This is a genomic window from Radicibacter daui (assembly GCA_030657355.1).
Taxonomy (GTDB): Bacteria; Pseudomonadota; Alphaproteobacteria; order Radicibacterales; family Radicibacteraceae; genus Radicibacter; species Radicibacter daui.
Map to the genome: position 1 here is coordinate 159,200 of CP131057.1, position 24,477 is coordinate 183,676.

Genomic DNA, 24,477 nt, shown 5'->3' on the forward strand with positions numbered 1-24,477 from the left:
GCCCCAACCGCGCAAGACAGAAAAAGCCGATGGAAGACCGCCTCAAAGCCTTTGCCGACGAGCTTGCCCGCGACGTCGCCTATGTCACAGCGGCTGACGAGCGTACGGATGCCGATTCCGTGCTGAATACCGCACCTTCGGCAGCGCCGGTCTTCATCCTGCGCGCCAAGGACCGGCTGGCGGTTTCGGCGATCGATTTCTGGCTGATGCTGGCGGAGAGTTACGGGCTGCCGGCGGAAAAGCTGGACTCCGCGCGCCGCCAGCGCGAGGCCTTCAGCCGCTGGGTGGAGCGCGAACTGCCGATGCCGCCGCTGCTGGGCGCCGGCGAGCGCGCCCGCACGGCGCGCGACGAACTGACGGATGCAGCCTCCGTGCTCTCCCGCATGCATCCACGCGAGCCCATTTTTGTCCTTTCCCCCGCTGACCTTTTTGCAGGACGTACGGTGCAGTTCTGGGCCTGGTCGGCCATGCGGGCCGGCACGGCGCCGGAGAAGGTCCGCACTGCCCTTTCTATCGCCCGTGCCATGGATGAATTCCCCGGCAAGCGCCTTGTCGGGCGCGGCAAGGCGCTTGTGATCGAGATGCAGGAGGGCACGGAAGAAGATGCCGTGCTGCCGGCGCCGGAAAAGGTGAAGCTGGTCGACAAGAAACCATCCGCCAGCTTCGTGACCGCCATTCGCTGCAAATCCTGCGGTTATCACGAGATTCTGGTGCGCGGTGGCCGCCGTACGCCGGAAGCCAATGCGCTGGTGCAGGAAGCGCTCAAGGAAAACTGCCCGAGCTGCAAAACGCCGCATAGCTTCATGCTGGAAACGGAAGCTGACCAGGGCGGCCCGGCGCGCATCGATACGTCGGTTGCGGCCGGGAGCTGAAGGCTGAAATAATCAACTCTTGAGCATAACAGATTGATAAGGCGGCTCTTTGAAAGGCCGTCTTATTTTTTATAAACCAGATAATATCATACGTTATGATATTTCGCAGATGCGAGATACAGGTTATCATCAAGTCGGGATGTGGCAGCCTGCGGCCCATCCTTTGGATCCTATACCGGAGAAGTGTGGTGAATTTTGCAGTGCGAGGGAGCTTTCCTTTGCTATATTGCATTGCACAAGCAGGGGCGTGCGCCTGTTGATCTGCCGATGCAGATCGGCCCCGTACGAGGGCCGGCGCCGCCATCCAAGAATTTCTGGAGGAGTACCCGCGGATGAGCATCCGTCTCGACGGCAAGGTCGCAATCGTTACCGGCGCCGGTGGTGGTCTCGGCAAGGCCTACGCCAAGCTGCTGGCGGCGCGCGGCGCCAAGGTCGTGGTCAATGATTTCGGTGGCAAGACCGACGGCACCGGCGGCTCCCAGGGCCCGGCGCACCAGACGGTGGACGAGATCATCGCGGCCGGCGGCGAAGCAGCGGCCGACGTCAACAACGTGGCGACGCAGGACGGCGCCAAGGCCATCATCCAGAGCGCCATCGATGCCTTCGGCACCGTTGATATCCTCGTCAACAATGCCGGCATCCTGCGCGACAAGTCCTTCCACAAGATGGAACTGTCGGACTTTGAGGCGGTGATCGGCGTGCATCTGATGGGTACGGTCTATTGTACCCATGCCGCCTATCCGGTCATGCGTGACAAGGAATATGGCCGCATCGTTTGCATCACGAGCGGTTCCGGCCTGTTCGGCAATTTCGGCCAGACCAATTATGGCGCGGCCAAGCTCGGCATCGTTGGCTTCATGAACTCGCTGAAGCAGGAAGCCTCGGCCAAGAACGTATTCATCAACTGCGTGGCGCCGCTGGCGGCAACCCGCATGACCGAAGGCCTGCCGCTCTTCTCTGAAGAAGCCTTCTCCTATATCAAGCCGGAAGTGATTGCGCCGGTGGTGGCCTATCTCGCCTCCGAGGCCTGCACCTCGTCGGGCGATATCATCTCCGCCACCGCTGGTTATTACGCCAAGGCCCAGATCGTGGAGGCCGAAGGCTTCCGCGTGCCGCTCGGCAGCGACGTGACGCCGGAGATCATCGCCAGCAATTTCGGCACCATCGCCGATATGGAGGCAGCACGCCCGTATCCGAACCTGGTGGAAGAGATCAAGGCAGCACTGGCGCCAGTGATGAGCTGATCTGCCGGCTATAATTGATTGAACAAAAAGGGCCGGGCGCAACAGCGCCCGGCCCTTTTTGCTGTCTGCCAGCGGGGGAATGCGGTTTCAGGCAGCGAACTTGCCAAAAATCTTGTCCATATGGGCGGCCAGTTCATGGTCCTTGCCGGTAACGGCGCCGGCATCGTGGGTGGTGAGCTCAACCTCCACCTTGCGGTAACTGTTTTTCCAATCTGGATGGTGGTTGTTCTTCTCACAAAAGAAGGACACCTCGACCATGAAGGCGAGGGCCGCGGGGAAGGAGCTGAAGGTGAAGCTTTTTGAAAGCTTGCCATCTGCTTCCGTCCAGCCGGATTCCGGGAGCGCCATCTTTTTCTCCTCAATGCCAGGGCGTCTGATCTTCAAGGGAAGATAAGGCGGCAAAGGGCGCAGAAAAGGCAAAGGGTGCAACCGGCACCCCGGTTACACCCTTGCTTATGCGTTTTCCGAACAGGGTCGGAGGTCAGGCGGCAGCCTTGATGACCTGTTCCAGTAGTTCCTTGATCTGCTTGCCGGTTTCGATCACCGGCCCGACAAGGCCGTTGGCCGCGCCACCGCCATCAATGATGTCCTGCTTGCTAAGCTTGCGCAGCTTGCTGGCACACTCCTGAAGCTTGTCGAGGCTGGTGTCATTGCTGGTCGGAATGCCCAGAGCCACGATTTTGGCGCGGGCGTTTTCGGCATAAGTCTCACGCTGGCGAAAGCCGTCCTTGGCCTGCTTGCAGGCCCTGCCGAAAGCCTTGACCGAGCCGAACAGTTTCACCGCGTCCTTGAGCGTGGCGTTCTTGAGGGCGACGCTCTGCTTTTCCAGCGTCGCGAAATCCTTCTCCAGCTGAACCAGCAATTTGCCGAGTTCTACCAGGTAGCGCTTGCGGGCTTTTTCGACCGGGTAGTCGTCAAAGCTGAGGCCGGTAAGATTCTTGAGCTTGCTGATGATTTCGCCTTGGACCCGGTCTCCGATCGAGGCGGCTTTCCCGCCCAGATCGGCAATGCGGCTTCCGGCATCGGTAAAAAAGCCCTTGATGGCCTCGAACTTCGTCTCACGCGGTAGCGTGACGCCTTCATAGGGCTTTTCATAGATCTTGATGCAATCAGCCAGCACGCTCTCTGTCTGTTTGGTCAGCGCGGCGATGGCTTCGTCGAGGCTTTTGGCCACGGCCTCTTCCGTCTTGGCGATATCGCGCACGGTCAGGCCAATTTTAATCACGGATTGCAGGATCGACTTGTAGGCCGTGATGTCGGCGCCGGACGAGGCAACCGCCCGGGCGACGCCGGCGGCGGTGGCAATCGTGCCGGTAATGATAGAGAAAGCGCTCTTGAACTGCCATTCGCGCAGATGGCCCTTGTAGTTCTGGTTCTTGGCCAGCCGCTCCTTGACGCGCTTTTCAAACTCCGCCGTGATCACCTTCTCATTGAGAAGGGCGACGATGTCCTTTTGCGCCTGGGCATTAAGCTTGGTGATTTCCGAGGGTTTGCCGGCAGCTTTCTCCATATCGGAGGCCAGCCGCTCGAAGATTTTCTTGCCTTCGGCGCGCAGCTCTTCTTCGTATTCGCTGGCAATGCCCTTGATGTCGTCAGCCAGGTTGGCGTTGACGCCGGGGCCGCTGATCTCGATCTGGAACTTGCCCGGATAACCTTTGCTCGGCAGCTCGGAGTAGACGAGCAGATCGCGGGGATATTCCTTCTGACCGATGATGATGCGGGTACCGCTGTCGAACTTGTATTTACCATCCTCGACTTCGGACACGGCCATCTTGACCGGTGCGAGCTTGGCGCCCTTCACCAGGATCACATCTTCCTCGGTATGGGGGAACAGGCTGGCAAAAGTGCCGGTGCCCTTGCTCTTCACACGGAAGACAAGATCGGCGCCGATGAGGCCGATCTTCCAGTAGGTCTCCTTCGGGTCGAGCTTCTTGATGTCCTTGAGCTTGTCATTGATGAGCTTGCTGGCGCCGCTCCAGTTCACCCCTTCGATCCGGTCGCCATTGGCCTTGAGGACACGGTTGTAGATTTCCTTGTCGGCACTGCTCTTCAGCGACGAGAACATGCTGAGGAGAAGATGCGCATTGCTCTTCTCCGGCATGATCACGTTCTTCTTGTCCATCGTCTTGCCCATGACTCTCCCCCATCTTGCCGCCGGCGCGGCCAAAATCCGCCGGTGAACACACCGGCATGTGGGCGGGAGCCTATAATTTTCCAAAAGGCCGGGCAATCTCCCTTGAACTTAAGGTGCTAACGGCCCGGCCTTTCTGGAAACGGGGGCGTGATCAGCTGCGCTTCAGCCGGGCAACGAGGCTGGAGGTATCCCAGCGATTGCCGCCCATGGCCTGCACATCGGCATAGAACTGGTCCACAAGCGAGGTGACGGGAAGCTGGGCGCCGTTGTTGCGTGCTTCGGCAAGGCAGATGCCCAGATCCTTGCGCATCCAGTCGACGGCAAAGCCGAAATCAAACTTGCCGGCATTCATGGTCTTGCCGCGGTTTTCCATCTGCCAGGAGCCGGCAGCGCCCTTGGAGATGACATCCAGCACGGCCTCGACATCGAGCCCGGCCTTCTGGGCGAAGGCGACACCTTCGGACAGCGCCTGAACGAGGCCGGCGATGCAGATCTGGTTGACCATCTTGGTTAACTGGCCGCTGCCCACGGGCCCGAGGCGGCGCACGGAGCGGGCATAGACGGCCATCACAGGTTCGGTAGCGGCATAATCAGCCTCGCTGCCGCCACACATGATGGTGAGCACGCCATTTTCGGCGCCAGCCTGGCCGCCGGAGACGGGGGCATCGACAAAACCGAGGCCAAGGCCGCTGGCAGCTGCGGCAAGTTCACGCGCCACATCGGCGGAAGCGGTGGTGTGATCGACAAAAATCGCCCCTTCGGACATGGCGCTGAAAGCGCCGTCCTGGCCGATGGTCACCTGACGCAGATCGTCATCATTGCCGACGCAGGCAAAGACGATGTCCTGACCCTTGGCGGCAACGGCCGGGGTGGGTGCGGATTTGCCGCCATGGCGTTCCACCCACTGGGCGGCCTTGCTGGCGGTGCGGTTATAGACGGTGACCTCATGGCCGGCCTTGAGCAGATGCGCCGCCATGGGGAAGCCCATGACACCAAGACCAAGAAAAGCAATGCGACGGGAACTCATGGGTAACAACCTCTGTCTTGCGGGATCGGGATAAGGGAAAGGGGATCAGACGGGAGGCGCTGCGCGGGCAGTGGCCTGGCAGGCGCGGCGCAACACCTCGAAGATTTTGGGCGGCGAGCATTGCGCCGCGTTGAAACGCAGATAGCTGCCGGCACTGCCTGACGGGCTGAAGACGCTGCCGGGCGCAAGCACCACACCTTCTTCCAGCGCCTTGCCGGCAACGGCCTCGCTGCTGAGGCCATCCGGCAGCTCGGCCCAGAGGAACATGCCGCCGCGCGGCTCTGTCCACAGCGAAAGGCCAAGCTTGGCAAGGCGCCGCGCTGTGAGGCCGCGGGCATCGGCAAGCCGGCTGCGCAACCCCTCGACATGGCGGCGATAACTGCCATCCAGAAGCATGGCCAGCACCAGCTGGGCGGAGAGCGCGTTGTTGCTGAAGCTGGTGGCGAGTTTCAGCGCAACCAGCCCTTCAATCCATTCTGACCTGGCGGCGATATAGCCGCAGCGGGTCGCTGCCGTCAGCGTCTTGGAAAAGCTGCCGATGTGGATCACCCGCTCCAGCCCGTCGAAGGCGGCAAGGCGCGCGCCATGCTCGGGCTCGAAATCGGCGAAGATGTCATCCTCGACGATGGTGATGTCATGCGCTTCGGCAAGCTTCAGCAGCCGGAAGGCGGTGGTGGCGGCAAGGCTGGCGCCGGTCGGGTTATGCAGGGCCGAATTGGTGATGTAGAGGCGCGGCCTGTGCTGGGCGGCAAGGCGGGCAAAAGCCTCCAGATCCGGCCCGGCGGGCGTATAGGGCACGGCGATGACCGGCACCCGGTGCGCGCGCAGGAGGGCCTGGAAGTTGAAGTAACAGGGATCGTCCAGCATCACGCAGTCGCCGCTCTGCAGCAGGAAGCGGCAGATCAGGTCTATGGCCTGGGTGCTGCTGTCGGTGAGGATGAGATTGCCGGGCTCGGCGCCGATGCCGCGGTCGGCAAGGCGCAGGGTAAGATGCTGGCGCAGGGCCAGAAGGCCGGCCGGCTCGTCATAATTCATGCGGTTGTGCGGCGCGCGGGCAACGGCGCGCAGCGCCTTCTGCATCGCTTCCTCCGGCATCCAGTCTTCCGGCAGCCAGCCGCAGCCGGGCATCAGCCGGCCGGGGGTTGGCTCCAGCGACTGGCGCATGATCCAGAGCGGGTCGACTTCCGGCGCAGAGGCCGGGCGGGTGGGCTCCAGCGACAACGGGCGGGTGCGGGCGCTGACGAAGTAGCCTGAGCCGGCACGGGCAGAAATCTCCCCTTCGGCCACCAGCCGATCATAAGCCTCCACCACGGTGGATTTGGAGACGCCAAGCCCGGCGGCCATCTGGCGGATGGAGGGCAGGCGTGCGCCCGGGGCGAGGCTGCGGGTTGCCATGCGCCCGCGCACCGTTTCCATGACCAGCCCCACGCGGCTTGTCGCGGCGGGGGAAGGCTGGTTTGCCGAATTTTCCGGCTCGGTGGTTGTCAGGCTCATCCACTAACTGTCCTGCTGGTCGTATCGGTACAGTTTGGCTGAATTGTACTTCCCCTTCTCTGGCCTGCGCAAGGAGTTTCCGTCACAAGGCGGGTATCGCCGGAGGCACTTGTCGCCGGCGCGGGCGATCCTCATGGAAGGCGTTAAGGCTATGGCGGGCAAGAGTTCTGGCTGGATTTATGGCGCGGCGGGCATGCTGATTTTCAGTGCGTCGCTGCCGGCAACCAAGCTGGCGGTAACCGGGTTCGACCCGGTTTTCCTGACGCTTGCCCGCGCCGCCATTGCCGGCCTGATTGCCGGGTTGTTGCTGCTGATTGACCGCGCCGCCCTGCCGCAACGCGGGGAATGGGCGCGGCTTGGCATCGTCGCGCTCGGGGTGGTGGCGGGCTTTCCGCTGCTGACGGCGCTGGCACTCAAGTCCATCAGCAGCATTCATGCCGTGCTTTATACCGGCCTCCTGCCGGTGGCGACCGCTTCCTTTGCCGTGCTGAGGGCCGGGGAGAAACCCCGGCCCGTCTTCTGGCTCTGTGCGCTTGCCGGCAGCCTTGTGGTTGCCGTCTATGTGCTGCGGCAGGAGGCGCTATTTTCACCGGTTGGCGACGGGCTGATGGTGCTGGCCATTCTGGTGTGCGGGCTTGGTTATGCCGAAGGCGCGCGTCTTTCGCGCAAGTTTGGCGGCTGGCGCGTCATCTCCTGGGCGCTGGTGCTGACGTTGCCCGTCAGCCTTGGCGGCGCGCTGCTGCGCTGGCCGGGCGATCTGGCGGCTGTCGGCAGCAGCGCCTGGCTGGGGCTCGCCTATGTCAGCCTCTTCAGCATGCTCATCGGCTTTTTCTTCTGGTATCGCGGCCTTGCCGAGGGCGGGATTGCCGCCGTGGGGCAGTTGCAGCTGCTGCAGCCCTTCTTCGGCGTACTTCTGGCGGCGGCCCTTTTAGGCGAGCCGGTGCGGCTCATGCTGTTCGTCACCATGGGCATCGTGGCGGCCTGCGTGGCCGGGGCGAGGCGCTTTGCGAGCTAACTGTTGTGCCATAAGCGCAAAATCACCCTATACTTGCGCATGAAACCGAAGATGCATGTTGGACAGACTCGGTCGATCGGATAGAATTGCGGGAACTTCCGGGCAGTGAAACTTCACTGCCGTTCTTGAAAGCGCCGGCCGTTGTTGCCGGCCACGGGAACCGCCAGGCCGATGGCTCAACGTATTCGCGACGATTACCGCTCCCTGACCGGCCCGGACAAGGCCGCGGCGCTGCTGCTCGCTCTTGGCGAGGAATATGCCGCCAAGCTCTTCGAACATATGGATGACGAAGAGATCAAGGAACTCTCGCAGGTGATGGCCAGCCTCGGCACCGTCTCCTCGCAGGTGATCGAACGCATCTTCGTCGAATTCGCCGAGCAGATGTCGTCCACCGGCTCGCTCGTCGGTTCCTACGACAGCACCGAACGCCTGCTGATGAAGGTCCTGGACAAGGATAAGGTCCAGGAGATCATGGAGGATATCCGTGGTCCGGCCGGCCGAACCATGTGGGACAAGCTCTCCAACGTGAATGAGAGCGTGCTCGCCAACTACCTGAAGAACGAATATCCGCAGACCGTCGCCGTGATCTTCTCCAAGATCAAGGCCGAGCATGCCGCCCGCGTGCTGGCGATGCTGCCGGAAAGTTTCGCCATGGAAGTGGTCATGCGCATGCTGCGCATGGAGGCGGTGCAGAAGGAAGTGCTCGACGATATCGAGCGCACGCTGCGTACCGAGTTCATGACCAACCTTGCCAAGACCTCGCGCCGCGATGCGCATGAGATGATGGCGGAAATCTTCAACTTCCTCGACCGCAATACCGAGAACCGGTTCCTGGCGGCGCTGGAAGAGCGCAACCGCGACAGCGCCGAGAAGATCAAGGCGCTGATGTTCACCTTCGACGATCTGGGCAAACTCGACCCGGCCGGCGTGCAGGCGCTGCTGCGCGCGGTGGAGAAGGACAAGCTGGCAACCGCCCTCAAGGGCGCGTCGGACGATCTCAAGGATCTCTTCTTCACCAACATGTCCGAACGTGCCGGCAAGATCCTGCGCGAGGACATGGCCGCCATGGGCCCGATCCGCGTCAAGGATGTGGACGAATCCCAGATGTACATGGTGCAGCTGGCCAAGGACCTCGCCGCGCGCGGCGAAATCGTCATCTCCGAAGGCAAGGGCGAGGACGAGCTGGTCTACTGACCGCGGTCCTGCGCAAAAAAATTCGAAGCCCCGAACCGCTGGTTCGGGGCTTTTCTGTTTCGGAGCTCTCTCAATAAGCCGGTTTCACAGGGAACCAGCCGGGTTTGCCGGGGTCGAGATAGGCGCCGGAGATGCCGTCCACCCGGTAGCGTTCGAGTGCTGCGATGTCGGGCGTGACACCGAGGCCGGGGCGCTGCGGCACCGGAAATTTGCCGCCCTCAAGGCGGGGGCCATCCGGGGCGATGTCGCCGGCGAGATAGGTTTTCTCGGTATCGATGGCGAGACCCATGTTGGGGATCGAGGCGGCGAGGTGGACATAGGCAGCCTGTGAGAGCGCCAGCTCTCCGCCAGAATGCAGCGTAACGGGAATGCCCACCGCCTCGCAGATCGCAGCCTGCTTGATAACCTGCCAGCAGCCGCCCGCCTCATGCGGGTCGAGCAGAACGACATCGGCGGCGCCGGCGCGCACGATGTTGCCGACGTCGCTCAGCGTATAGGCGCTTTCATCAAGGGCGATGGGCACCAGCTGGCACTGGCGCAGTTCGGCATGGCCGGCAAGATCGTCCAGCTCCAGCGGCTGTTCGACATAGGCGAGATCGTAAGGCGCAAGCCGCGCGAGCTGGCGCCTTGCGGTGCCCGGCGTCCAGGCGCCGTTGACGTCGGCGCGGATATCGCGACCGCCGACAACGGACCGGACGGCCTCCACCAGCGGAATGTCGCTTTCCTTGCTGACGCCGATCTTGATCTTGAAGGTCTCGAATCCCTGATCCAGAAAGCGGCGGGCGGTGTCAGTTACCCGTGCCGGGTCGCTGACGAAGATGTAGGCGGAGGCCTCGACGGCACTGCGCCACTTGCCGCCCCAGAGCGCCCAGAGCGGCAGGCCGGCCTTGTGGCCGAGCGCATCCCACATCGCCATTTCAACGGCTGCCATCGCCATCACCGCGGCGCGCTTGTGGTGATAATAGCCGGCGCCCAGCACATTGCGGTGCAGCCGCTCGGCGTCGGAGATTTCGTACCCGATGGCGAGCGGGATGACGATGCGTTCCAGTACCGCCGGCACGGTGTCGATGAGCGAGATGGTCTCGCCCCAGCCGATAATGCCGTCCTCCGTCTCCAGCCGCACGACGAGCCGGGTGGTGCCCGAGCGTTTGCCGGAGCCCCACAGGATGACTTCTGCCAGCGGCATGCGGACAAGCCAGTGATCGATGCGGGCGATGCGGCTGCCGCGCCAGGAAGCGGTGTCGGTCATGATGGGAAAGGCCGATGTGGTTGCGATTTCCAAAAAGTGGATACGCGTTCCAAAAATAGAGTCAAGTCTCCGGATTCTTGGGCGAGTCGGGATTGAATCCTATGTTGCGACGCCAAATCCGGATACTTCTTCGCGCCCGTTGATGACGGAAGAAATCGCAGTTTTCTTACCAAAATTTATGAATCTGCGTTGCTGCGATGCGAAACCATAGGCGGGATTGATCGCCCTTCGCTTGACGTGGAATAGCTTTCCACATATTGGGTTTGATCAGAACAAAACGGTCCCGGGAGGACATTTTGAAACTGGCTGCCGCAACCGAAGGGGCGGATCGCCCGGCCGGCAAGGCCGAGGATGCGATGCGGGAGATCCCCGGCGCACAGGCGCTCCGGCGGGGTCTTTCCCTGCTCGACATCGTCGCTGACGAACCGGGGCTGCGCTTTAGCGAGATTGCCGAGAAGGCGGGTCTGGCCAAGGGCACGGCGCACCGCATGCTCTCCACGCTGGTGGAAGCGGGGCTGCTGCGCACGGATGACCGCGACCAGAGCTATCATCTGGGCTTTCGCCTGTTCGAGATGGCCCACCGGGTGTGGGACCAGTTTGACCTGCGCAGCGCGGCCGAACCGGAACTGGAGCGGCTTTGCACGCTTGCCGGCGAAACGGTCCGGCTCGCCATTCTGGATGAAGAGCAGATCCTCTATGTCGACCAGCGCGAGGCGCTGCAGACCGTGAGGCTCGGCAACGGGGTTGGCGCGCGGGCCTTCAGCTATGCCAGCGGCGCCGGCAAGGCCATCCTTGCCCATCTCGATCTTCTGGAGCGCGAGCAGCTGCTCAACCGGCTCAACCTGCAGCGCTTTACCCCCAACACCATCACCGACCGGGCCTCGCTTGCCCAGCAGCTCGACCTGACCAAGGCACGCGGATACGCCGTCTCGGTCGAGGAGCAGCATGTCGGTGTCAGCTCCGTGGCGGCAGCCATCCTCGACCATCGCGCCCGGGCCATCGGGGCGGTTGCCATTGTCGGCCCGTCCTACCGGCTGACGCCGGACCGGCTGCATGCGCTTGGCCGTGATGTGATGGAAGCCGCGCGGCGCATCTCAGGCAATGCGGGTCAAGTCGCCATGTCGATCAGCATCAACCCGCGCCCGCTGGGGCCGGACCGTTCGGACGTCGTCTCGGTTGTGCCGACATCAGCCTTTCTGGGCGAGGGGCCAAGCTGGATACCGGCCGAGCGCAAGCTCGCTTTCGTCGATATTCTGGCCCCCGCCATCATCACCGCCGATCCGAAGGATGGCTCGTTCCAGACCTGGCCGATGCCGGAACTGGTCAGTGCGGTGGTGCCGCGCAAACGCGGCGGCGTGCTGGCGGCAATGCAATCCGGCCTCAAGGCGGTTGATCTGGAAACCGGCGCCGCCACGCTGATTGCCGCGCCCGAGGCGGGCAAGCCGGGCAACCGGTTCAATGATGGCAAATGCGACCGGCGTGGACGCTTCTGGGCCGGCACGCTGGCCATCGACACCACCCCCGGCCATGGCAGCCTTTACCGGCTGGATCCGGACGGGCGGTGCCAGGAAATGGACCGGGGCTTCCATATCTCCAACGGCCTTGGCTGGAGCCCGGACGAGACGCGTTTCTATTTCACCGACAGCGGCCCGCGCCGCATCTATGTCTATGACCATGACGGCGAGCGTGGGGAGATTGCCAACCGGCGCACTTTCGTGCAGCTGCCCGACGGCGTGGGTATCCCCGACGGGCTCGCCGTCGATGCCGAAGGGTTTGTCTGGTCCGCCCACTGGGATGGCTGGTGCATCACCCGCTATGACCCGGACGGCAAGGTAGACCGGGTGATCAATCTGCCGGTGCCGCGCCCGACGAGCTGCGCTTTCGGTGGCCCGGATTTCTCCACCCTCTACATCACCACCGCCCGTATCCGGCTTTCGGCCCAGCAGCTTGCTGCCGCGCCGCTCTCCGGCAGCGTGTTCGCCTTCCAGCCCGGCGTGCGGGGCCTGCCCGAAACGCCGTTCGCGGGATGAGGAAAGACGGTTTTATGTCCAGCATCAGCCTCAAGAACGTCAAGAAATCCTTCGGCGCCGTGGACATCCTCCAGGGTATCGATCTGGAAATCGCCGATGGCGAGTTCACCGTGTTCGTCGGCCCGTCGGGTTGCGGCAAATCCACGTTGCTGCGCCTGATCTGCGGGCTCGACGAAGTGTCGGCGGGCGAGATCGTCATTGATGGCGAGATCGTCAACGATGTGCCGCCGGCCAAGCGCGGCATCGCCATGGTGTTCCAGAACTACGCGCTCTATCCGCATATGAGCGTGGCGCAGAACATGGGTTATTCGCTGCGCCTTGCCGGCACCGACAAGGCAGAGATCGAAAAGCGCGTGGGCGACGCGGCCGCCGTGCTGCGGCTCGACAAGCTGCTGGACCGCAAGCCGCGCCAGCTCTCCGGCGGCCAGCGCCAGCGTGTTGCCATCGGCCGCGCCATCGTGCGCAAACCGCAGGTTTTCCTGTTCGACGAGCCACTCTCCAATCTCGATGCGGCGCTGCGCGTTGACATGCGGGTGGAAATTGCCTCGCTCAAGGAGCGGCTTGGCACCACCATGATCTATGTGACGCATGATCAGGTCGAGGCGATGACGCTCGCCGACAAGATCGTCGTCATGCATGCCGGCCGGGTGGAGCAGGTGGGAAGCCCGCTGGAGCTCTATCGCCGTCCGGCCAATCTTTTTGTTGCCGGCTTCATCGGCTCGCCGCGCATGAATGTGCTGCGTGCGGAGGCGGATGAGCGGGGAACCCTGCGGCTTGAAAATGGCACTGTACTGCCGGTCACGGCGCCGGCGGGCGCGCGGCAGGTAAGTGTCGGCATCCGCGCCGAACATCTCAGCCTGTCGGACGATCCTGGCGCGTTTGTCCTGCGCGGCAGGGCGAGGGTCGTCGAGCATCTGGGCTCCGACATGTTCGTGCATGTGAGCGTTGACGGCGCCTCCGACCCGGTGATCGTGCGCTGCCCGGACGAGATGGAGCTGGCCATAGGCTCGGCCGTCAGCGTCGGTTTCGAGGCAGCGAACGCCCACCTGTTTGCTCCCGACGGGCAGCGGATCGTGAGCGCGGATGCCCGCAGGAGTGCGGCATGAGCGCGATTTATCCAGACCTCAAGGGCATGCCGGTGCTGATTACCGGAGCCGCTTCCGGCATCGGTGCCAGTGTTGCCGCGCATTTTGCCGGGCAGGGCGCCCGCCTTGCGCTTATCGACCTTAATGGCGAGGCGCTGGCGGCAACGGCAGGGGCGATCGAGAAGGAAACGGGTATGGTGGCGGATTGCGCCACCGTTGATCTGCGTGACATCACCGCCCTCCAGCAGGCCATCGCCACGCTGGCGGCGAAAACCGGCCCGTTCCGTGCCCTCATCAACAATGCCGGCGACGACAGCCGCCGCCCTTGGGACGAGGTGACGCCCGACTATTGGGACGACCGCGCGGCGGTGAACCTCAAGCACCAGTTCTTTGCCGCCCAGGCGGTGGCAAAGCCGATGGCGGAAGCCGGGGGCGGCGCCATCATCAATCTCGGCTCCATCTCGTGGATGTTCGGCGCTGCCGGGCTCATTCACTACACCACCGCCAAGTCCGCGATCATGGGCCTTACCAAATCGCTGGCGCGGGAGCTCGGCGGCCTTCGTATCCGGGTCAACTCCATCGCGCCGGGCATGATCTGGACGGAAAAGCAGATTGCCCGCGCCCGGGCCGACGATCCGGAAAAGTTCGACCGGTATCTCGACCGGCAATGCCTCAAGGAACATCTGGAGCCCGCCGACATCGCACGCCTTGCGTTGTGGCTGGCCTCCACTGAATCGCGCCACTGCGCCGGACAGACCTTCATCGTCGATGGCGGGGTGGTCTGACGCCGCAACGGAAAAGGCGAAAACCGCGGCAAATAACAAAAACGGGCCGGCCGCGCGGCCCCCAAGCCAGAAGCCTCATAAAAGCCAAGAGCCTTCAAAGGGAGAAGCGCACCATGTCTATCTCACGCCGTAGTTTCAATCTCATGATGGCGAGCGGCGCCACCGCCGCCATGATGGCGCGGCCGGGCCTTGCCGCGGCAACCGACGTCAGTTTCCTGAGCTTTACTTACGCCGAGGACCCGAACCGGCCGCATGTGCAGGCACTGCTCGATGGCTTCAAGGCCAAAAGCGGTATCGCTGTCGAGCCCATCGGCTCGGCCTGGGGTGATGTGCAGAAGAATGTTCTGCTGCGTGAACGCTCCCGCACGCTGCCGACGACGGCGCAGCTTTCCGAGCGCTGGCTGCCGGCGATGTCCAAGCTGCCGGAAGTGGTGAACCTCGACGATGCCATCGGCCGCGATGTGCTGGAAGCGGCCATCGACCCGAAAGTGCTGGCCATGGGGCAGGCAGGCGGCAAGACGCTTGCACTGCCGCTTATCACCGGCTCCATCGGCATGGTTGCCAACAAGGAAGTGCTGGAGAAGGCAGGCGTCGGCGCGCCGCCGGAAACGCTCGACGACTTCCGCAAGGTACTGGTCGCGATCCGCGACAAGGTGCCGAACTCCGTACCCTTTGCCGCCGCGACCAAGAACCCGAACTCCATCCCGCTCGACTTCATGATCATGGTGTGGGCCCATGGCGGCCGCATCATCACCGAAGAAGGCAAGGTGGTGGTGAACAGCGACGCCGCCAAGGCTGCGCTCGGCCTGATGACGGACTTCATGAAGGACCGGCTGATTGCGCCGGAGCTCGATCGTCCGGACTCCCGCCGCCTGTTTGCGCAGGGCGCCAGCGGCTTCTATTTCGATGCTCCGCAGGCGCTCAGCTTTGCCCGCACCCTGTCAGGCCGTGGCAACCAGGCTGACGGCATGGTGCTGCCGATGAAAACCCCGGTCCTGAAGGCAGGCGATACCGCCCACTCCATCCAGTGGGGCCATTTGGTCATCGCCTTCAAGGGAGCGGCGACCGACGGCAAGGACGCGGCGGGCATCGAGTGGCTCAAATATCTGATGTCGGACGAGGTGCAGCTGAGCTTCCCGCCCTCGCTCTCCGCCCTGCCGGTCACAAAGACGGCCGTCGCCTCGCCCAAGGTGCAGAACGACCCGTTCTTCAAGGCCTGGGCGAACGCCACCGGCGTGCCGCTGACCAACGAGGTGGGGGTGTGGGGCAACGCGCCCGAGCTTTCCACCATCATCTCCGAAGAAGTGCAGGCCTCGCTCCTGGGACAGAAGAAGCCGGATGCGGCGATCGGCTCCATGGCCGAGCGGCTTGAAGCTTCCATGGCCAAGGGCGGGTGAGACCGGATAATGGCGTTTGCAGTTCAAGATTCAGGAAAGGGGCCCGCAGCTGCGCTGCGGGTCTCCCCCCATGCCGAACGGGGCGGGCTCAAGGCACGGGAGCGGCGGGTTGGCTGGCTGTTTCTGGCCCCGGCGCTCATTGCCTTTGTCGCGGTCATCCTCGTGCCGTTCCTGCGGGCACTGGGGCTTGCCTTCACCCGGTATGATCTGCAGACGCCGGTGCCGGAATTCATCGGGCTCGGCAACTTCCACGCCATCCTGACCTCACCGGAAATTCTCGGCTCCTTCGTCACCACGGCGATCTATGTCGTGCTGGCAACGGCAGGGTCGGTGCTGCTGGGCCTCAGCTGGGCGCTCATCCTCAACCAGCCTTTCCGGGGGCGGGCGGCGCTGCGCGCCATGTCTCTGATCCCCTGGGTGCTGCCCAGCACGGTGACGGCCTTTGTCTGGGGCTGGATTTTTAACAGCCGCTTTGGCGTGCTTAACGCGCTGCTCACCAGTCTTGGCGTCATCGACTATCCGACGGCCTGGCTTTCCACCAGCGGCGGGGCGATGACCGCCATCGTCATCACCAAAGTGTGGTTCTCGGTGCCGCTTTTCATGTCCTTCTTCCTGGCCGGGTTGCAAAGCCTCGACAAGGAGCAGCTGGAGGCGGCGCGGGTGGACGGGGCGCATAACCTTGCCCTGCTGCGCGACCATATCCTGCCGCACCTGAAGCCGGTGATGCTGGTGGTGATCGTGCTCGGCGTCATCGGCAACCTGCAGCATTTCGACACCATCTTTGCGCTCACCGGGGGCGGACCGGTACGGGCGACCTCCGTGCTTTCCATAGAGGTTTACCGCCGCGCCTTCGACCAGTGGGATATCGGCATGGCGTCTGCTGTCGGCCTTCTATGGGTCGCGACCATCCTGCCGGCTGCCTGGTTCTATCTGCGCCACCTGCTGAAGGGGGCATGAGAAGAGAATGTTCGACCTTTCAACGCCGCTTGCCCGCGCCGTCTTTGCCCTGATGATGGGCCTGATCGCGCTCTTTCTCTTCTTTCCGATCTACTGGCTGGTCATTTCCGCCTTCAAGGGCAATGCCGAGCTCTACCAGATCATCCCGACGCTTTATCCCCACAAACTCTCGCTCGGGCATTTCACCAATGCCTTCGAGCAGGGGCACCTGCTGCGCAACCTGCGCAACAGCCTGATCGTCTCCTGTTCGGCGGCCGCGCTCAACACGCTGCTGGCGCTTTATGCCGGTTATTCCTTCGCCAAGTTCCGCTATGCCGGGCGGCGGGGGGTGATGATCCTGCTTTTGTCGGCGCAGGTCTTCCCGTTCGGGCTTTTGCTGATCAGCATCTATCCGATCATCACCGATCTCGGCCTTATCGACACGCGCCTCGGCCTCATCCTTTCCTATATCGTCTTCGCGCTGCCGGTCTCCACCTACATGCTCTACAGCTACTTCAGCCAGGTGCCTTCGGAGATCATCGAGGCGGCGCGGGCTGATGGCGCCAGCGAGCTGCGCATCTTCCACACCATCGTCATGCCGGTCTCGATCCCGGCGGTGGTCACGGTGTTTCTCTACGGCTTCATGTGGTCGTGGAACGATCTGCTCTATGCCATGACCCTTATCGTGTCGGAGGAAAAGCGCACGCTCGGGCCGGGCATGCTGCTCAGCTACCTCAACGAGGTCAATTCCGACTGGGGCGGGGCCATGGCGGCGTCCATCGTCGCTTCCGCGCCCATCGTGCTGGCCTTTGCCTTTCTCCAGCGCTGGTTCATCCAGGGCGTTACCGCCGGATCCGTCAAATGACCAAGCTCAGCGGGGTCTTTCCCGTCCTGCCCACGCCTTTTTCTGCCGAGGGCGCCATCGATCCGGCAGCTCTTGGCCGGCTGGTTGATTTTGTGGTCGAGGCCGGGGCCGACGGGCTCGTCTATCCCGGCATGGCAAGCGAGGTGGAAACCCTCTCTCCTGAAGAGCGACTGACGCTAGTACAGGCGCTGGGCACCGCCCTTGGCGGGCGGCTGCCCTTTATTGTCGGTGCCAGCGATGCCGACCCTGCCGCCGCCGCCGCACGGGCGGAAGAGGGGCGGCTGGTGGGCGCCCGGGCCGCGATGATCATGGCGCCGGCGGGCCGGGGCAGTGATGTTGCAGCCCATATCGAGTTCTACCGCGCGGTCGCTGCCGGCACTTCCCTTGCCATCATGCTGCAGAACGCCCCGCAGCCGATGGGCGCCGGCCTCAAGCCCGAACTGGTGAGCGAGATTGTGAAGGCGGTGCCGCAAATCCGCTACGTGAAGGAAGAGACACTGCCTTGCGGGCACAATGTCAGCGCCATTTCCGCTTCGGTCGGGGACCGGCTTGACGGCGTCTTCGGCGGCGCCGGGGCGCGGTATGTGATGGATGAGCTGGCGCGAGGGGCCGCCGGCACCATGCCGGCGAGCGAAATGACGGACCTTCATGTCCGCCTCGTCCGGGCGTTTCGCGCCGCAGACATCAAGGAGGCGCGGCGGCTCTATTCCCGCTCCCTGCCCCTCCTGCTGTTCCAGGCCGTGTTTCGTGTGCGCCTGACCAAGGCGGTGCTGGGCGCAAGGGGGCTGCTGGCCTCGACCGAAGCCCGCGCCGCCGGACCGCGCCTCGATGCTCATGACCGGCAGGAGCTGGCCGCCCTGATGGCGGAAGCTGCCGATCTTTTCACCCTCCATCCCGTCACCTTGCCGCAGGCCGATCATGTTGCCGCTTGATGCCATTACCCGGGTTGAATGTTTCATCATCTCCCTGCCGCGCGAGGTTCCCTATCTCGGGCCGCTGCGGGAGGGGGAGAACATCAATGAAAAAGGTTATGTGATCCGCAGCGGTAACCGCTCGATCTATCCGACCTCCGACATGTCGGTGCTGATCAAGGTGACGGCGGAAAGCGGCAAGGTCGGCTGGGGCGAGACCTATGGCATCGTCGCGCCGCAGGCGGTCAAGGCCATCATCGACGAGGTGCTGGGCCCGGTGATGATCGGGCGAGACCCCTGCGCGCCGGTGGTGCTGCATGAAGACCTTTATGACCTGATGCGCGTGCGCGGTTTCTTCGGCGGTTATTATGTCGATGCGCTGGCCGGCGTGGACATTGCCGTGTGGGATCTCTTCGGCAAGATCACCGGCAAACCGGTCGCGAGCCTTCTGGGCGGCCAGCGCCATACGCAGCTGCCGGCCTATGTTTCCGGCCTGCCGAAAGCGACGCTCCAGGAGCGCTGCGACCTTGCTGCCAGCTGGGTTGCCAAGGGCTATCGCGGCGTGAAATTTGCCGCCGCCGTCTCCGACGGGATCGAGCGCGAAATGGCGGCACTACGCGAGGCGGTCGGGCCGGATGTCGACCTGATGGTCGACCTGCACTGGAAATTTACTTCCGGCGAAGCCATCCGCCTCATCAAGCGGCTGGAAGCCTACAATCTCTATTTCGCCGAAGCGCCTTGCGAGCCGGAGGATATGGAAGGGCAGAAGCTGGTGGCGCGCGCCATCGGCTCGCCCCTTGCGCTGGGCGAGGAGTGGCGCACCAGCTTTGAATATCGCCCGCGCTTCGAGGCGCGCTGCATGAGCATCATCCAGCCGGAAATGGGCCATACCGGCATTACCGAGTTCCTGCATATCGGGCGCATGGCCCATGCTTTCCATGTCGACACCATTCCGCATGCCTCCATCGGCATCGGCATCTTCATGGCGGCCAGCCTGCAGGCGTCCGCCGCCTTGAAGCGGGTGCCCTATCACGAATACCAGCATTCCATTTTTGACGGAAACCTGCGGTATGTGACCGGCGATATGGGCTGCGCTGCCGGCTTCTATCAGGTGCCGACGGGGCCCGGGCTTGGCGTCGAGCCGCGTGAGGAAGTCTTCAACTACCTCCTCAAGGCATAAGGCGGGCCGGCGGGATGGAGCGGCGCTTTCAGGGGGTTTATCCGGTTCTCTATGCCTTCTTCGATGCGGACGGGCGGCTTGATCACACGGCGATGAAGGCCGAGGTGGAACATTGCCTTGCCGCCGGGGCGCAGGGTGCGGCCGTGCTGGGCCTCGTCAGCGAAGTGCACCGGATGACGACGGCCGGACGGCAGGAATTTGTCGAGCTGGTCGGCACCCTGATCGCGGGCCGCGTACCTTATGCGGTAACGGTGGCGGAAGAGGATGTGCCGGCGCAGATCGAGTTTGCGCGCATGGCGGAGCGTGCCGGGGCGGACTGGGTGATCCTGCAGCCGCCGCCCGGCCCCCGGCGCGAGGAAGCAGAACTTTTCCGCCATTTCGGTGCTATTGCCGACGCGGTGCCGTTGCCGGTGGCGATCCAGAACAATCCGGTCAATCTCGCCAGTTTTCTCTCGCCGCAAGGGCTGGTGGAGCTGGTGCGCGCCCATGAGAATATCCGGCTTCTGAAGGCCGAAGGCTGGTCGGTCGAGATCGCCGGGGCGCTGGCGGCGCTGGCGGGCCGGGTGGATGCCTTCGGCGGGCACGGGGGGCTTGAATATCTTTCTTTCCTGCGGGCAGGCGGGGCCGGCCTCATCCCGGCACCGGACTGCCTTGCCCTGCAGGTGGCGATGCATCGCGGCCTGACCTCCGGCAATCCGGATGCGGAGCAGCTTGCCGGGCGCATCCACAAGGAGGTGCTGCCGCTCGTCGTTTTCATGACTCGCTCGCTGCCAGGGCTCCTCTGTTACGGCAAGCGGGTCATGGCGGCCCGGCTGGGGCTGGAGGTGGTGCATGACCACGCCTCGGGCATGAAGCCCACTGCTTTCGGCCTTGCGGAAATGACGCGGCTGCTAGTGGATATCCAGAACAGGGAAGCCGGCCTGCTTGCGGAAATGCAGGCCCTTCTGGGGAGTGAAGCATGAGTGCTGGTGTCGGGGCCGAAGGCCCCATCGTCGTTGACTGGGGGTCGAGCAATTTCAGGGCCTACCGGTTTGATGCCGGCGGCGCCCTGACCGAGACGCATCAGGCTGCCGCCGGCATTCTGAGCGTCAAGGACGGGGCTTTTGAGGCGGCGCTTTACCGCGAGATCGGCAACTGGATCAGCGCCGGCCGGCAGCTCTATCTCTCCGGCATGATTACCAGCCGCAATGGCTGGGTGGAGACACCCTATGCCGAAGCGCCGGCAAGGCTGGCCGATCTGGCGGCGCAGGCGGTAAGGCGCGGCGGAAGCCGCGGCGAAAAGCTTTATTTCCTCCCCGGTGTCTGCGCACGGGCGCCGCTGCCGGATGTGATGCGCGGCGAGGAAATCCAGGTGTTCGGCACCGTGGGGCCGCAGCAATCGGCAACCGTTGTGCTGCCGGGCACCCACAGCAAATGGGTGCAGGTGGAAAAGGGCGCCATCACCGGTTTTCGCACCTTCCTGACCGGGGAGGTCTATGCCCTGCTGAAAGCTCATTCCATCGTCGGCCGCCTGATCCCTGAGGGGGCGGCGCCTTTTGATGAAGCAGCCTTTCTGGCAGGCGTAGCCCAGGCGCAGGACAGCCGCTCCGCCGGGCTGCTCAATGATGCGTTTACCACCCGCAGCGGCGCTCTGCTGGGCAATTTCCCACCCGCGGAAATCGCCGACCGGCTCTCCGGCATGCTGATCGGCCATGAAATTCGTGAAGGCCTCACTCTGGGACCGATCAGCGGTGCGCTCTATCTGGTGGGGGAAGAGAGCCTGTGCGGCAAATACAGGCTGGCGCTGGAAGCGAGCGGGCAGGAAGCTGTGCTTGGCAGCGGCCATGCCGCTGTGGAAGGCTTTCGCCGCTTGAGTGCACTTCCGGAGACTGCGGCATGACGAGGCTTGAGGAGTTCGATGCGGCGCTGGCGGCCTGCCCGCTGATTGCCATTCTGCGCGGGCTGGAGCCGCAGAATGCCCTTGCCGTGGCGGACTGCCTGATGGAGGCGGGTTTTACCTTTATCGAGGTGCCGCTGAACTCGCCTGATCCTTTCACCAGCATTGCCGCGCTGACGCAGCATTGCGCCGGGCGGGCTATGATCGGGGCCGGTACAGTTACCAGTACGGATCAGGTGGCTGAGCTGGCGCGTACCGGCGCCGCCCTTGCCATCTCCCCGCACACCGACGCCGCCGTCATCCGCGCCAGCCGTGATGCCGGACTGTTTTCAATGCCCGGCGTGCAGACGGCCAGTGAGGCCTACGCCGCCATCAATGCCGGGGCCCAGGCTCTCAAACTCTTCCCGATGGAAGTCATCGGCCTTGCCGGCTTCAAGGCATTGCGCGTGGTGCTGCCCAAGGGCCAGCGGCTGATTGCCGTGGGCGGCGTAGCCGAAAAAACCTTGCCGGCCCTGCTCGAGGCCGGGTTTCACGGCTTTGGTGTAGGCAGCGCGCTCTTTACGCCGACAAAGCGGATTGAGGAGGTTGCGGCGGCGGCACGCGGCATGGTGCGGGCGCTGAAGGAAGCGCAGGGCGCGGCCTTCTGCTAGGTCCGGCCATCCCGAAGCGTTTCAGTTGGGCTGCAATTGGCCGCGTTTCAGGAAGCGCCGGGTGATCTCCAAAAGGTCCAGCGGCTCCACCGGCTTTACCAGATAGTCGCTCATGCCGGCGGCGAGGGCACGCCCGCGCGCCTCGGGAGAAGCATCACCACTGAGGCCGATGATGGCGGGCGGGTCATGCGGCTGGGCGGAGAGAATCTCGTCCGTTATCCGGCAGCCATCGGCACCATGCAGGTGCAAATCCATGAAGATCAGGGCGTAGGAAGCCATGCGGCAGGCGGTGACCGCTGCATCGCGGTCGCCCACCACATCCAGCCTTACGCCGGCCTTGCGGGTCAGCACCGCGCGCATCATCACCTGCGTCAGGTGATTGTCCTCCACCACCAGCACGCGCGGCTCCGGTGTGCCGGCCGGGTCAAGGCTGGCGGTGAGCTGATCCAGCGCTTCGGCTGTGCGGGTATCGGGGTCTGCGAGCGGGTGGCCGGCGAGCAGGAAATTGCCGCTGCCGATCTCCAGCAGGCTCCAGTAGGCATAGCCCTCATGGCAGGCGCCGGCAGGCTGTCCGTAGATGCGCCCATTGGCCAGCAAGGAGGCGGCAAGCGGCGCGGTGAAGAGTTCGCCCAGACCCAGTACATCCATCATTTGCAGGGCGCCGGGGATCAGCCGGCAGAATTCGGCATTGACGGCCATCGCCTCGCCATCCGGTCCGACCAGCGCCAGCGGCAGCGGAAACCGCGCAGCAACGGCCGATCCGCCAAGATTGGCGGGCCAGAGCGAAACACAGGCATCGAGCAGGGGCTGCATGCCGGGTGGCTCTCCGTTACCAGGCCGGCCGCCGGGAAGCGGCTGCTTATGACAAAAATGTTATTGCGGCGGTGGGAGAGTCCGCAAGGAAAAGTACTCCCTTTGGAGAGGGGCGGGCGAAAAAACCTGGCCTCCAGGCCAGGTCCGTCCGGGGCGGGGTTATCTTTTCTGGATGATGACCAGCAGGTCGGTGGCATAGGTCACGCGGATCGGCAGGCGCGCCGCAAGGGCACGCAGGGCCTGATCTGTATCGGCGAGATCGAAGATACCGCTGACAAGCTGATCGCCGGTCTGGTCATCCGTAAGGACAATTCGCCCAAGACGGTATTTTTCCAGCGACGCCAGGACGGAGCGTAGCGGGCGCCTGGAGAAGACCAGTTTGCCGGTACGCCATGCCGTCTGGTTGACCACATCGGTTGTCTCGACCGCGAGGGTGCCATTACCCTCCAGGGAGGCCGACTGCCCGGCATGCAGCAAGGCGTGATCGTCGCCATGCTGCACTTCTACCAGCCCTTCCTCGACCCTGACATTGGCCGTGGTGTTGCCGGACCCTGCGCGGACGCTGTATCGGGTGCCGACGGCGCGCGCTCTCAGATCGTTATCCTCAACGATGAAGGGGCGCGCAGCATTGTGGCTGACCTCAAAGAAAGCTTCGCCGCGCAGCAGCTCAATCTCGCGGCGTTCGGGAGTGTAGTGCACCCGGATTGCCGTATCGCTGTTGAGCGATACGATCGTCCCGTCCTCCAGCGTGACATGATCGACAACGCCGACGCCGGTATAATAATCGGCCCGATAGCGATCATAGAGCCCGGCGCGATAAAGGCCGGCGAACAGCAGAAGGACGGCGAGGCTTGTTACAAAGCCGGCACGCCGAACCGTCCGGGCCCGGCGGATCTTTTGCAGGCGTCCCGGCTGCAGGGGGAGCTGTTCCAGATCGGCCCAGAGATCCTGAAACTCGGCATAGGCGGCGGTGTGCCGCGGGTCCTGTGCCAGCCAGTCTTCAAAAGCAGCGATATCCTCTTCGCTCGCATCGCCGGATTGCAGGCGCGCGGCCCAGAGAGCTGCTTCTTCGGCCAGTTTGCGGGGCATATCCGGCTTGAGGGTCGCGGCTGTCATTATGGCGCGCCGCCTTCGGCCGTCATCAGTGCGACGCGAACATCCCGGCAGGTGACAAGCGCCCGCATGATGTGCTTTTCCACCATGTTGCGGCTGATCCCGAGCTGTGCCGCTATGTCGCCATTGGCCATGTGGTGCAACCGACTGAGGATGAAGACTTCCTGGCAGCGGGCAGGCAGGCGCTCGATGGCGTGCACCATGATTGCCAGATGCTGGCGGGCGGTGACGATGCGGTCCGGAGTGGGGCTGTCCTCGGCAATGTTTTCGATATCGGCGGCAGCGACAAAGACGTGCCGATCTGCCCGCAGGCGGGCGATGTTGCGCGCTGCAACGGTCTTGGCGATCTGGAAAAGATAGGCCTGTGGGTTTTCGATTTCGGTTCTGGGGGCGATGCCGATCAGGCGGGTAAAGGTTTCCTGCGTGGCGTCGAGCGCGTCGTCATGGTTGCGCAGCCTGCGCATGAAGAAACGCCGAAGCCGTCCTTCTTCCTTGCGGTGCAATTCTTCGAACAGAAGAAAGCTCATTGCCGTGCCTGCCCAAAAGCCATGAGAAATCCGGTGGCTACTCTTCGGATCATTCGTCAGGGGAGTACAGGTATCGATAT

Annotated in this window: 23 protein-coding genes; 15 read left to right on the plus strand and 8 right to left on the minus strand. The window is 63.6% G+C overall.

The genetic code is table 11. The features are described from left to right. Nucleotides 1-29 precede the first annotated feature (29 nt). Both QTL98_RS20525 and QTL98_RS20530 read left to right on the plus strand, forming a co-directional pair. On the plus strand, nt 30-872 hold the full coding sequence (locus tag QTL98_RS20525; protein ID WP_445682689.1) for a hypothetical protein: 843 nt from the start codon (nt 30-32) through the stop codon (nt 870-872). A gap of 332 nt (nt 873-1,204) precedes the next feature. Next, nucleotides 1,205-2,116: an SDR family NAD(P)-dependent oxidoreductase gene (locus QTL98_RS20530; RefSeq protein ID WP_445682690.1), complete on the plus strand. Its 912-nt coding sequence runs from the start codon at nt 1,205-1,207 to the stop codon at nt 2,114-2,116. Nucleotides 2,117-2,203: 87 nt separating this feature from the next. On the opposite strand, the gene QTL98_RS20535 is transcribed toward QTL98_RS20530, so the two are convergent. From QTL98_RS20535 to QTL98_RS20550, 4 genes are all read right to left on the minus strand, one after another. Beyond that, entirely contained in the window at nt 2,204-2,464 is a 261-nt protein-coding gene (locus QTL98_RS20535) for a 4a-hydroxytetrahydrobiopterin dehydratase (RefSeq protein ID WP_445682691.1), read from the minus strand. A 133-nt stretch (nt 2,465-2,597) separates the two neighbouring features. Next, nucleotides 2,598-4,250 carry a hypothetical protein gene (locus QTL98_RS20540; protein ID WP_445682692.1) on the minus strand — a complete coding sequence of 551 codons (1,653 nt, stop codon included), beginning with the start codon at nt 4,248-4,250 and terminating at the stop codon, nt 2,598-2,600. A 151-nt stretch (nt 4,251-4,401) separates the two neighbouring features. Next, on the minus strand, nt 4,402-5,286 hold the full coding sequence (locus tag QTL98_RS20545; RefSeq protein WP_445682693.1) for an NAD(P)-dependent oxidoreductase: 885 nt from the start codon (nt 5,284-5,286) through the stop codon (nt 4,402-4,404). 36 nt (nt 5,287-5,322) lie between these two features. After that, on the minus strand, nt 5,323-6,771 hold the full coding sequence (locus tag QTL98_RS20550; protein WP_445682694.1) for an aminotransferase-like domain-containing protein: 1,449 nt from the start codon (nt 6,769-6,771) through the stop codon (nt 5,323-5,325). 151 nt (nt 6,772-6,922) lie between these two features. Between QTL98_RS20550 and QTL98_RS20555 the strand changes: the two genes are divergently transcribed. Together QTL98_RS20555 and fliG are read left to right on the plus strand one after the other, a co-directional pair. Continuing rightward, nucleotides 6,923-7,786, plus strand: a complete 864-nt coding sequence (locus QTL98_RS20555) for a DMT family transporter (RefSeq protein WP_445682695.1) — start codon at nt 6,923-6,925, stop codon at nt 7,784-7,786. A gap of 171 nt (nt 7,787-7,957) precedes the next feature. Beyond that, the gene (gene fliG / locus QTL98_RS20560) at nt 7,958-8,980 is read left to right on the plus strand and encodes a flagellar motor switch protein FliG (protein ID WP_445682696.1); all 1,023 of its coding nucleotides are present in this window, start codon (nt 7,958-7,960) and stop codon (nt 8,978-8,980) included. Nucleotides 8,981-9,050: 70 nt separating this feature from the next. Here the strand turns inward: fliG and QTL98_RS20565 are convergent, their stop codons facing one another. Continuing rightward, complete coding sequence (locus QTL98_RS20565) at nt 9,051-10,229, minus strand: mandelate racemase/muconate lactonizing enzyme family protein (protein ID WP_445682697.1); 1,179 nt, start codon at nt 10,227-10,229, stop codon at nt 9,051-9,053. 296 nt (nt 10,230-10,525) lie between these two features. On the opposite strand from QTL98_RS20565, the gene QTL98_RS20570 reads away from it, so the two are divergent. The 11 genes from QTL98_RS20570 to QTL98_RS20620 all read left to right on the plus strand — a co-directional run bounded on the left by QTL98_RS20570 (nt 10,526) and on the right by QTL98_RS20620 (nt 21,944). Further along, nucleotides 10,526-12,259, plus strand: a complete 1,734-nt coding sequence (locus QTL98_RS20570; RefSeq protein ID WP_445682698.1) for an SMP-30/gluconolactonase/LRE family protein — start codon at nt 10,526-10,528, stop codon at nt 12,257-12,259. Nucleotides 12,260-12,273: 14 nt separating this feature from the next. Then, nucleotides 12,274-13,365, plus strand: a complete 1,092-nt coding sequence (locus QTL98_RS20575) for an ABC transporter ATP-binding protein (protein ID WP_445682699.1) — start codon at nt 12,274-12,276, stop codon at nt 13,363-13,365. Then, nucleotides 13,362-14,129 carry an SDR family NAD(P)-dependent oxidoreductase gene (locus QTL98_RS20580; protein ID WP_445682700.1) on the plus strand — a complete coding sequence of 256 codons (768 nt, stop codon included), beginning with the start codon at nt 13,362-13,364 and terminating at the stop codon, nt 14,127-14,129. The genes QTL98_RS20575 and QTL98_RS20580 overlap by 4 nt, the downstream gene beginning before the upstream one ends. Before the next feature lie 113 nt (nt 14,130-14,242). Next, nucleotides 14,243-15,526: an ABC transporter substrate-binding protein gene (locus QTL98_RS20585; RefSeq protein WP_445682701.1), complete on the plus strand. Its 1,284-nt coding sequence runs from the start codon at nt 14,243-14,245 to the stop codon at nt 15,524-15,526. A gap of 9 nt (nt 15,527-15,535) precedes the next feature. After that, complete coding sequence (locus QTL98_RS20590) at nt 15,536-16,483, plus strand: carbohydrate ABC transporter permease (protein WP_445682702.1); 948 nt, start codon at nt 15,536-15,538, stop codon at nt 16,481-16,483. A 7-nt stretch (nt 16,484-16,490) separates the two neighbouring features. After that, entirely contained in the window at nt 16,491-17,327 is an 837-nt protein-coding gene (locus tag QTL98_RS20595; protein ID WP_445682703.1) for a carbohydrate ABC transporter permease, read from the plus strand. Then, nucleotides 17,324-18,259 (plus strand): dihydrodipicolinate synthase family protein, encoded by a 936-nt coding sequence (locus tag QTL98_RS20600; RefSeq protein WP_445682704.1) that lies wholly within the window; start codon nt 17,324-17,326, stop codon nt 18,257-18,259. The genes QTL98_RS20595 and QTL98_RS20600 overlap by 4 nt, the downstream gene beginning before the upstream one ends. Then, nucleotides 18,246-19,418 (plus strand): mandelate racemase/muconate lactonizing enzyme family protein, encoded by a 1,173-nt coding sequence (locus QTL98_RS20605; RefSeq protein ID WP_445682705.1) that lies wholly within the window; start codon nt 18,246-18,248, stop codon nt 19,416-19,418. The genes QTL98_RS20600 and QTL98_RS20605 overlap by 14 nt, the downstream gene beginning before the upstream one ends. Before the next feature lie 14 nt (nt 19,419-19,432). Further along, on the plus strand, nt 19,433-20,380 hold the full coding sequence (locus QTL98_RS20610; protein ID WP_445682706.1) for a dihydrodipicolinate synthase family protein: 948 nt from the start codon (nt 19,433-19,435) through the stop codon (nt 20,378-20,380). Then, complete coding sequence (locus QTL98_RS20615) at nt 20,377-21,297, plus strand: 2-dehydro-3-deoxygalactonokinase (protein ID WP_445682707.1); 921 nt, start codon at nt 20,377-20,379, stop codon at nt 21,295-21,297. Before QTL98_RS20610 ends, QTL98_RS20615 begins: the two co-directional genes overlap by 4 nt. Then, the gene (locus QTL98_RS20620) at nt 21,294-21,944 is read left to right on the plus strand and encodes a 2-dehydro-3-deoxy-6-phosphogalactonate aldolase (RefSeq protein WP_445682708.1); all 651 of its coding nucleotides are present in this window, start codon (nt 21,294-21,296) and stop codon (nt 21,942-21,944) included. The genes QTL98_RS20615 and QTL98_RS20620 overlap by 4 nt, the downstream gene beginning before the upstream one ends. 21 nt (nt 21,945-21,965) lie before the next feature. Here QTL98_RS20620 and QTL98_RS20625 read toward each other — a convergent pair whose 3' ends face one another. The 3 genes from QTL98_RS20625 to QTL98_RS20635 form a co-directional block, all read right to left on the minus strand. Next, entirely contained in the window at nt 21,966-22,757 is a 792-nt protein-coding gene (locus tag QTL98_RS20625; RefSeq protein ID WP_445682709.1) for a response regulator, read from the minus strand. Between the two features lie 159 nt (nt 22,758-22,916). Then, entirely contained in the window at nt 22,917-23,873 is a 957-nt protein-coding gene (locus QTL98_RS20630) for a FecR family protein (RefSeq protein WP_445682710.1), read from the minus strand. Further along, nucleotides 23,873-24,397 carry an RNA polymerase sigma factor gene (locus QTL98_RS20635; protein WP_445682711.1) on the minus strand — a complete coding sequence of 175 codons (525 nt, stop codon included), beginning with the start codon at nt 24,395-24,397 and terminating at the stop codon, nt 23,873-23,875. The genes QTL98_RS20630 and QTL98_RS20635 overlap by 1 nt, the downstream gene beginning before the upstream one ends. Nucleotides 24,398-24,477 lie beyond the last annotated feature (80 nt).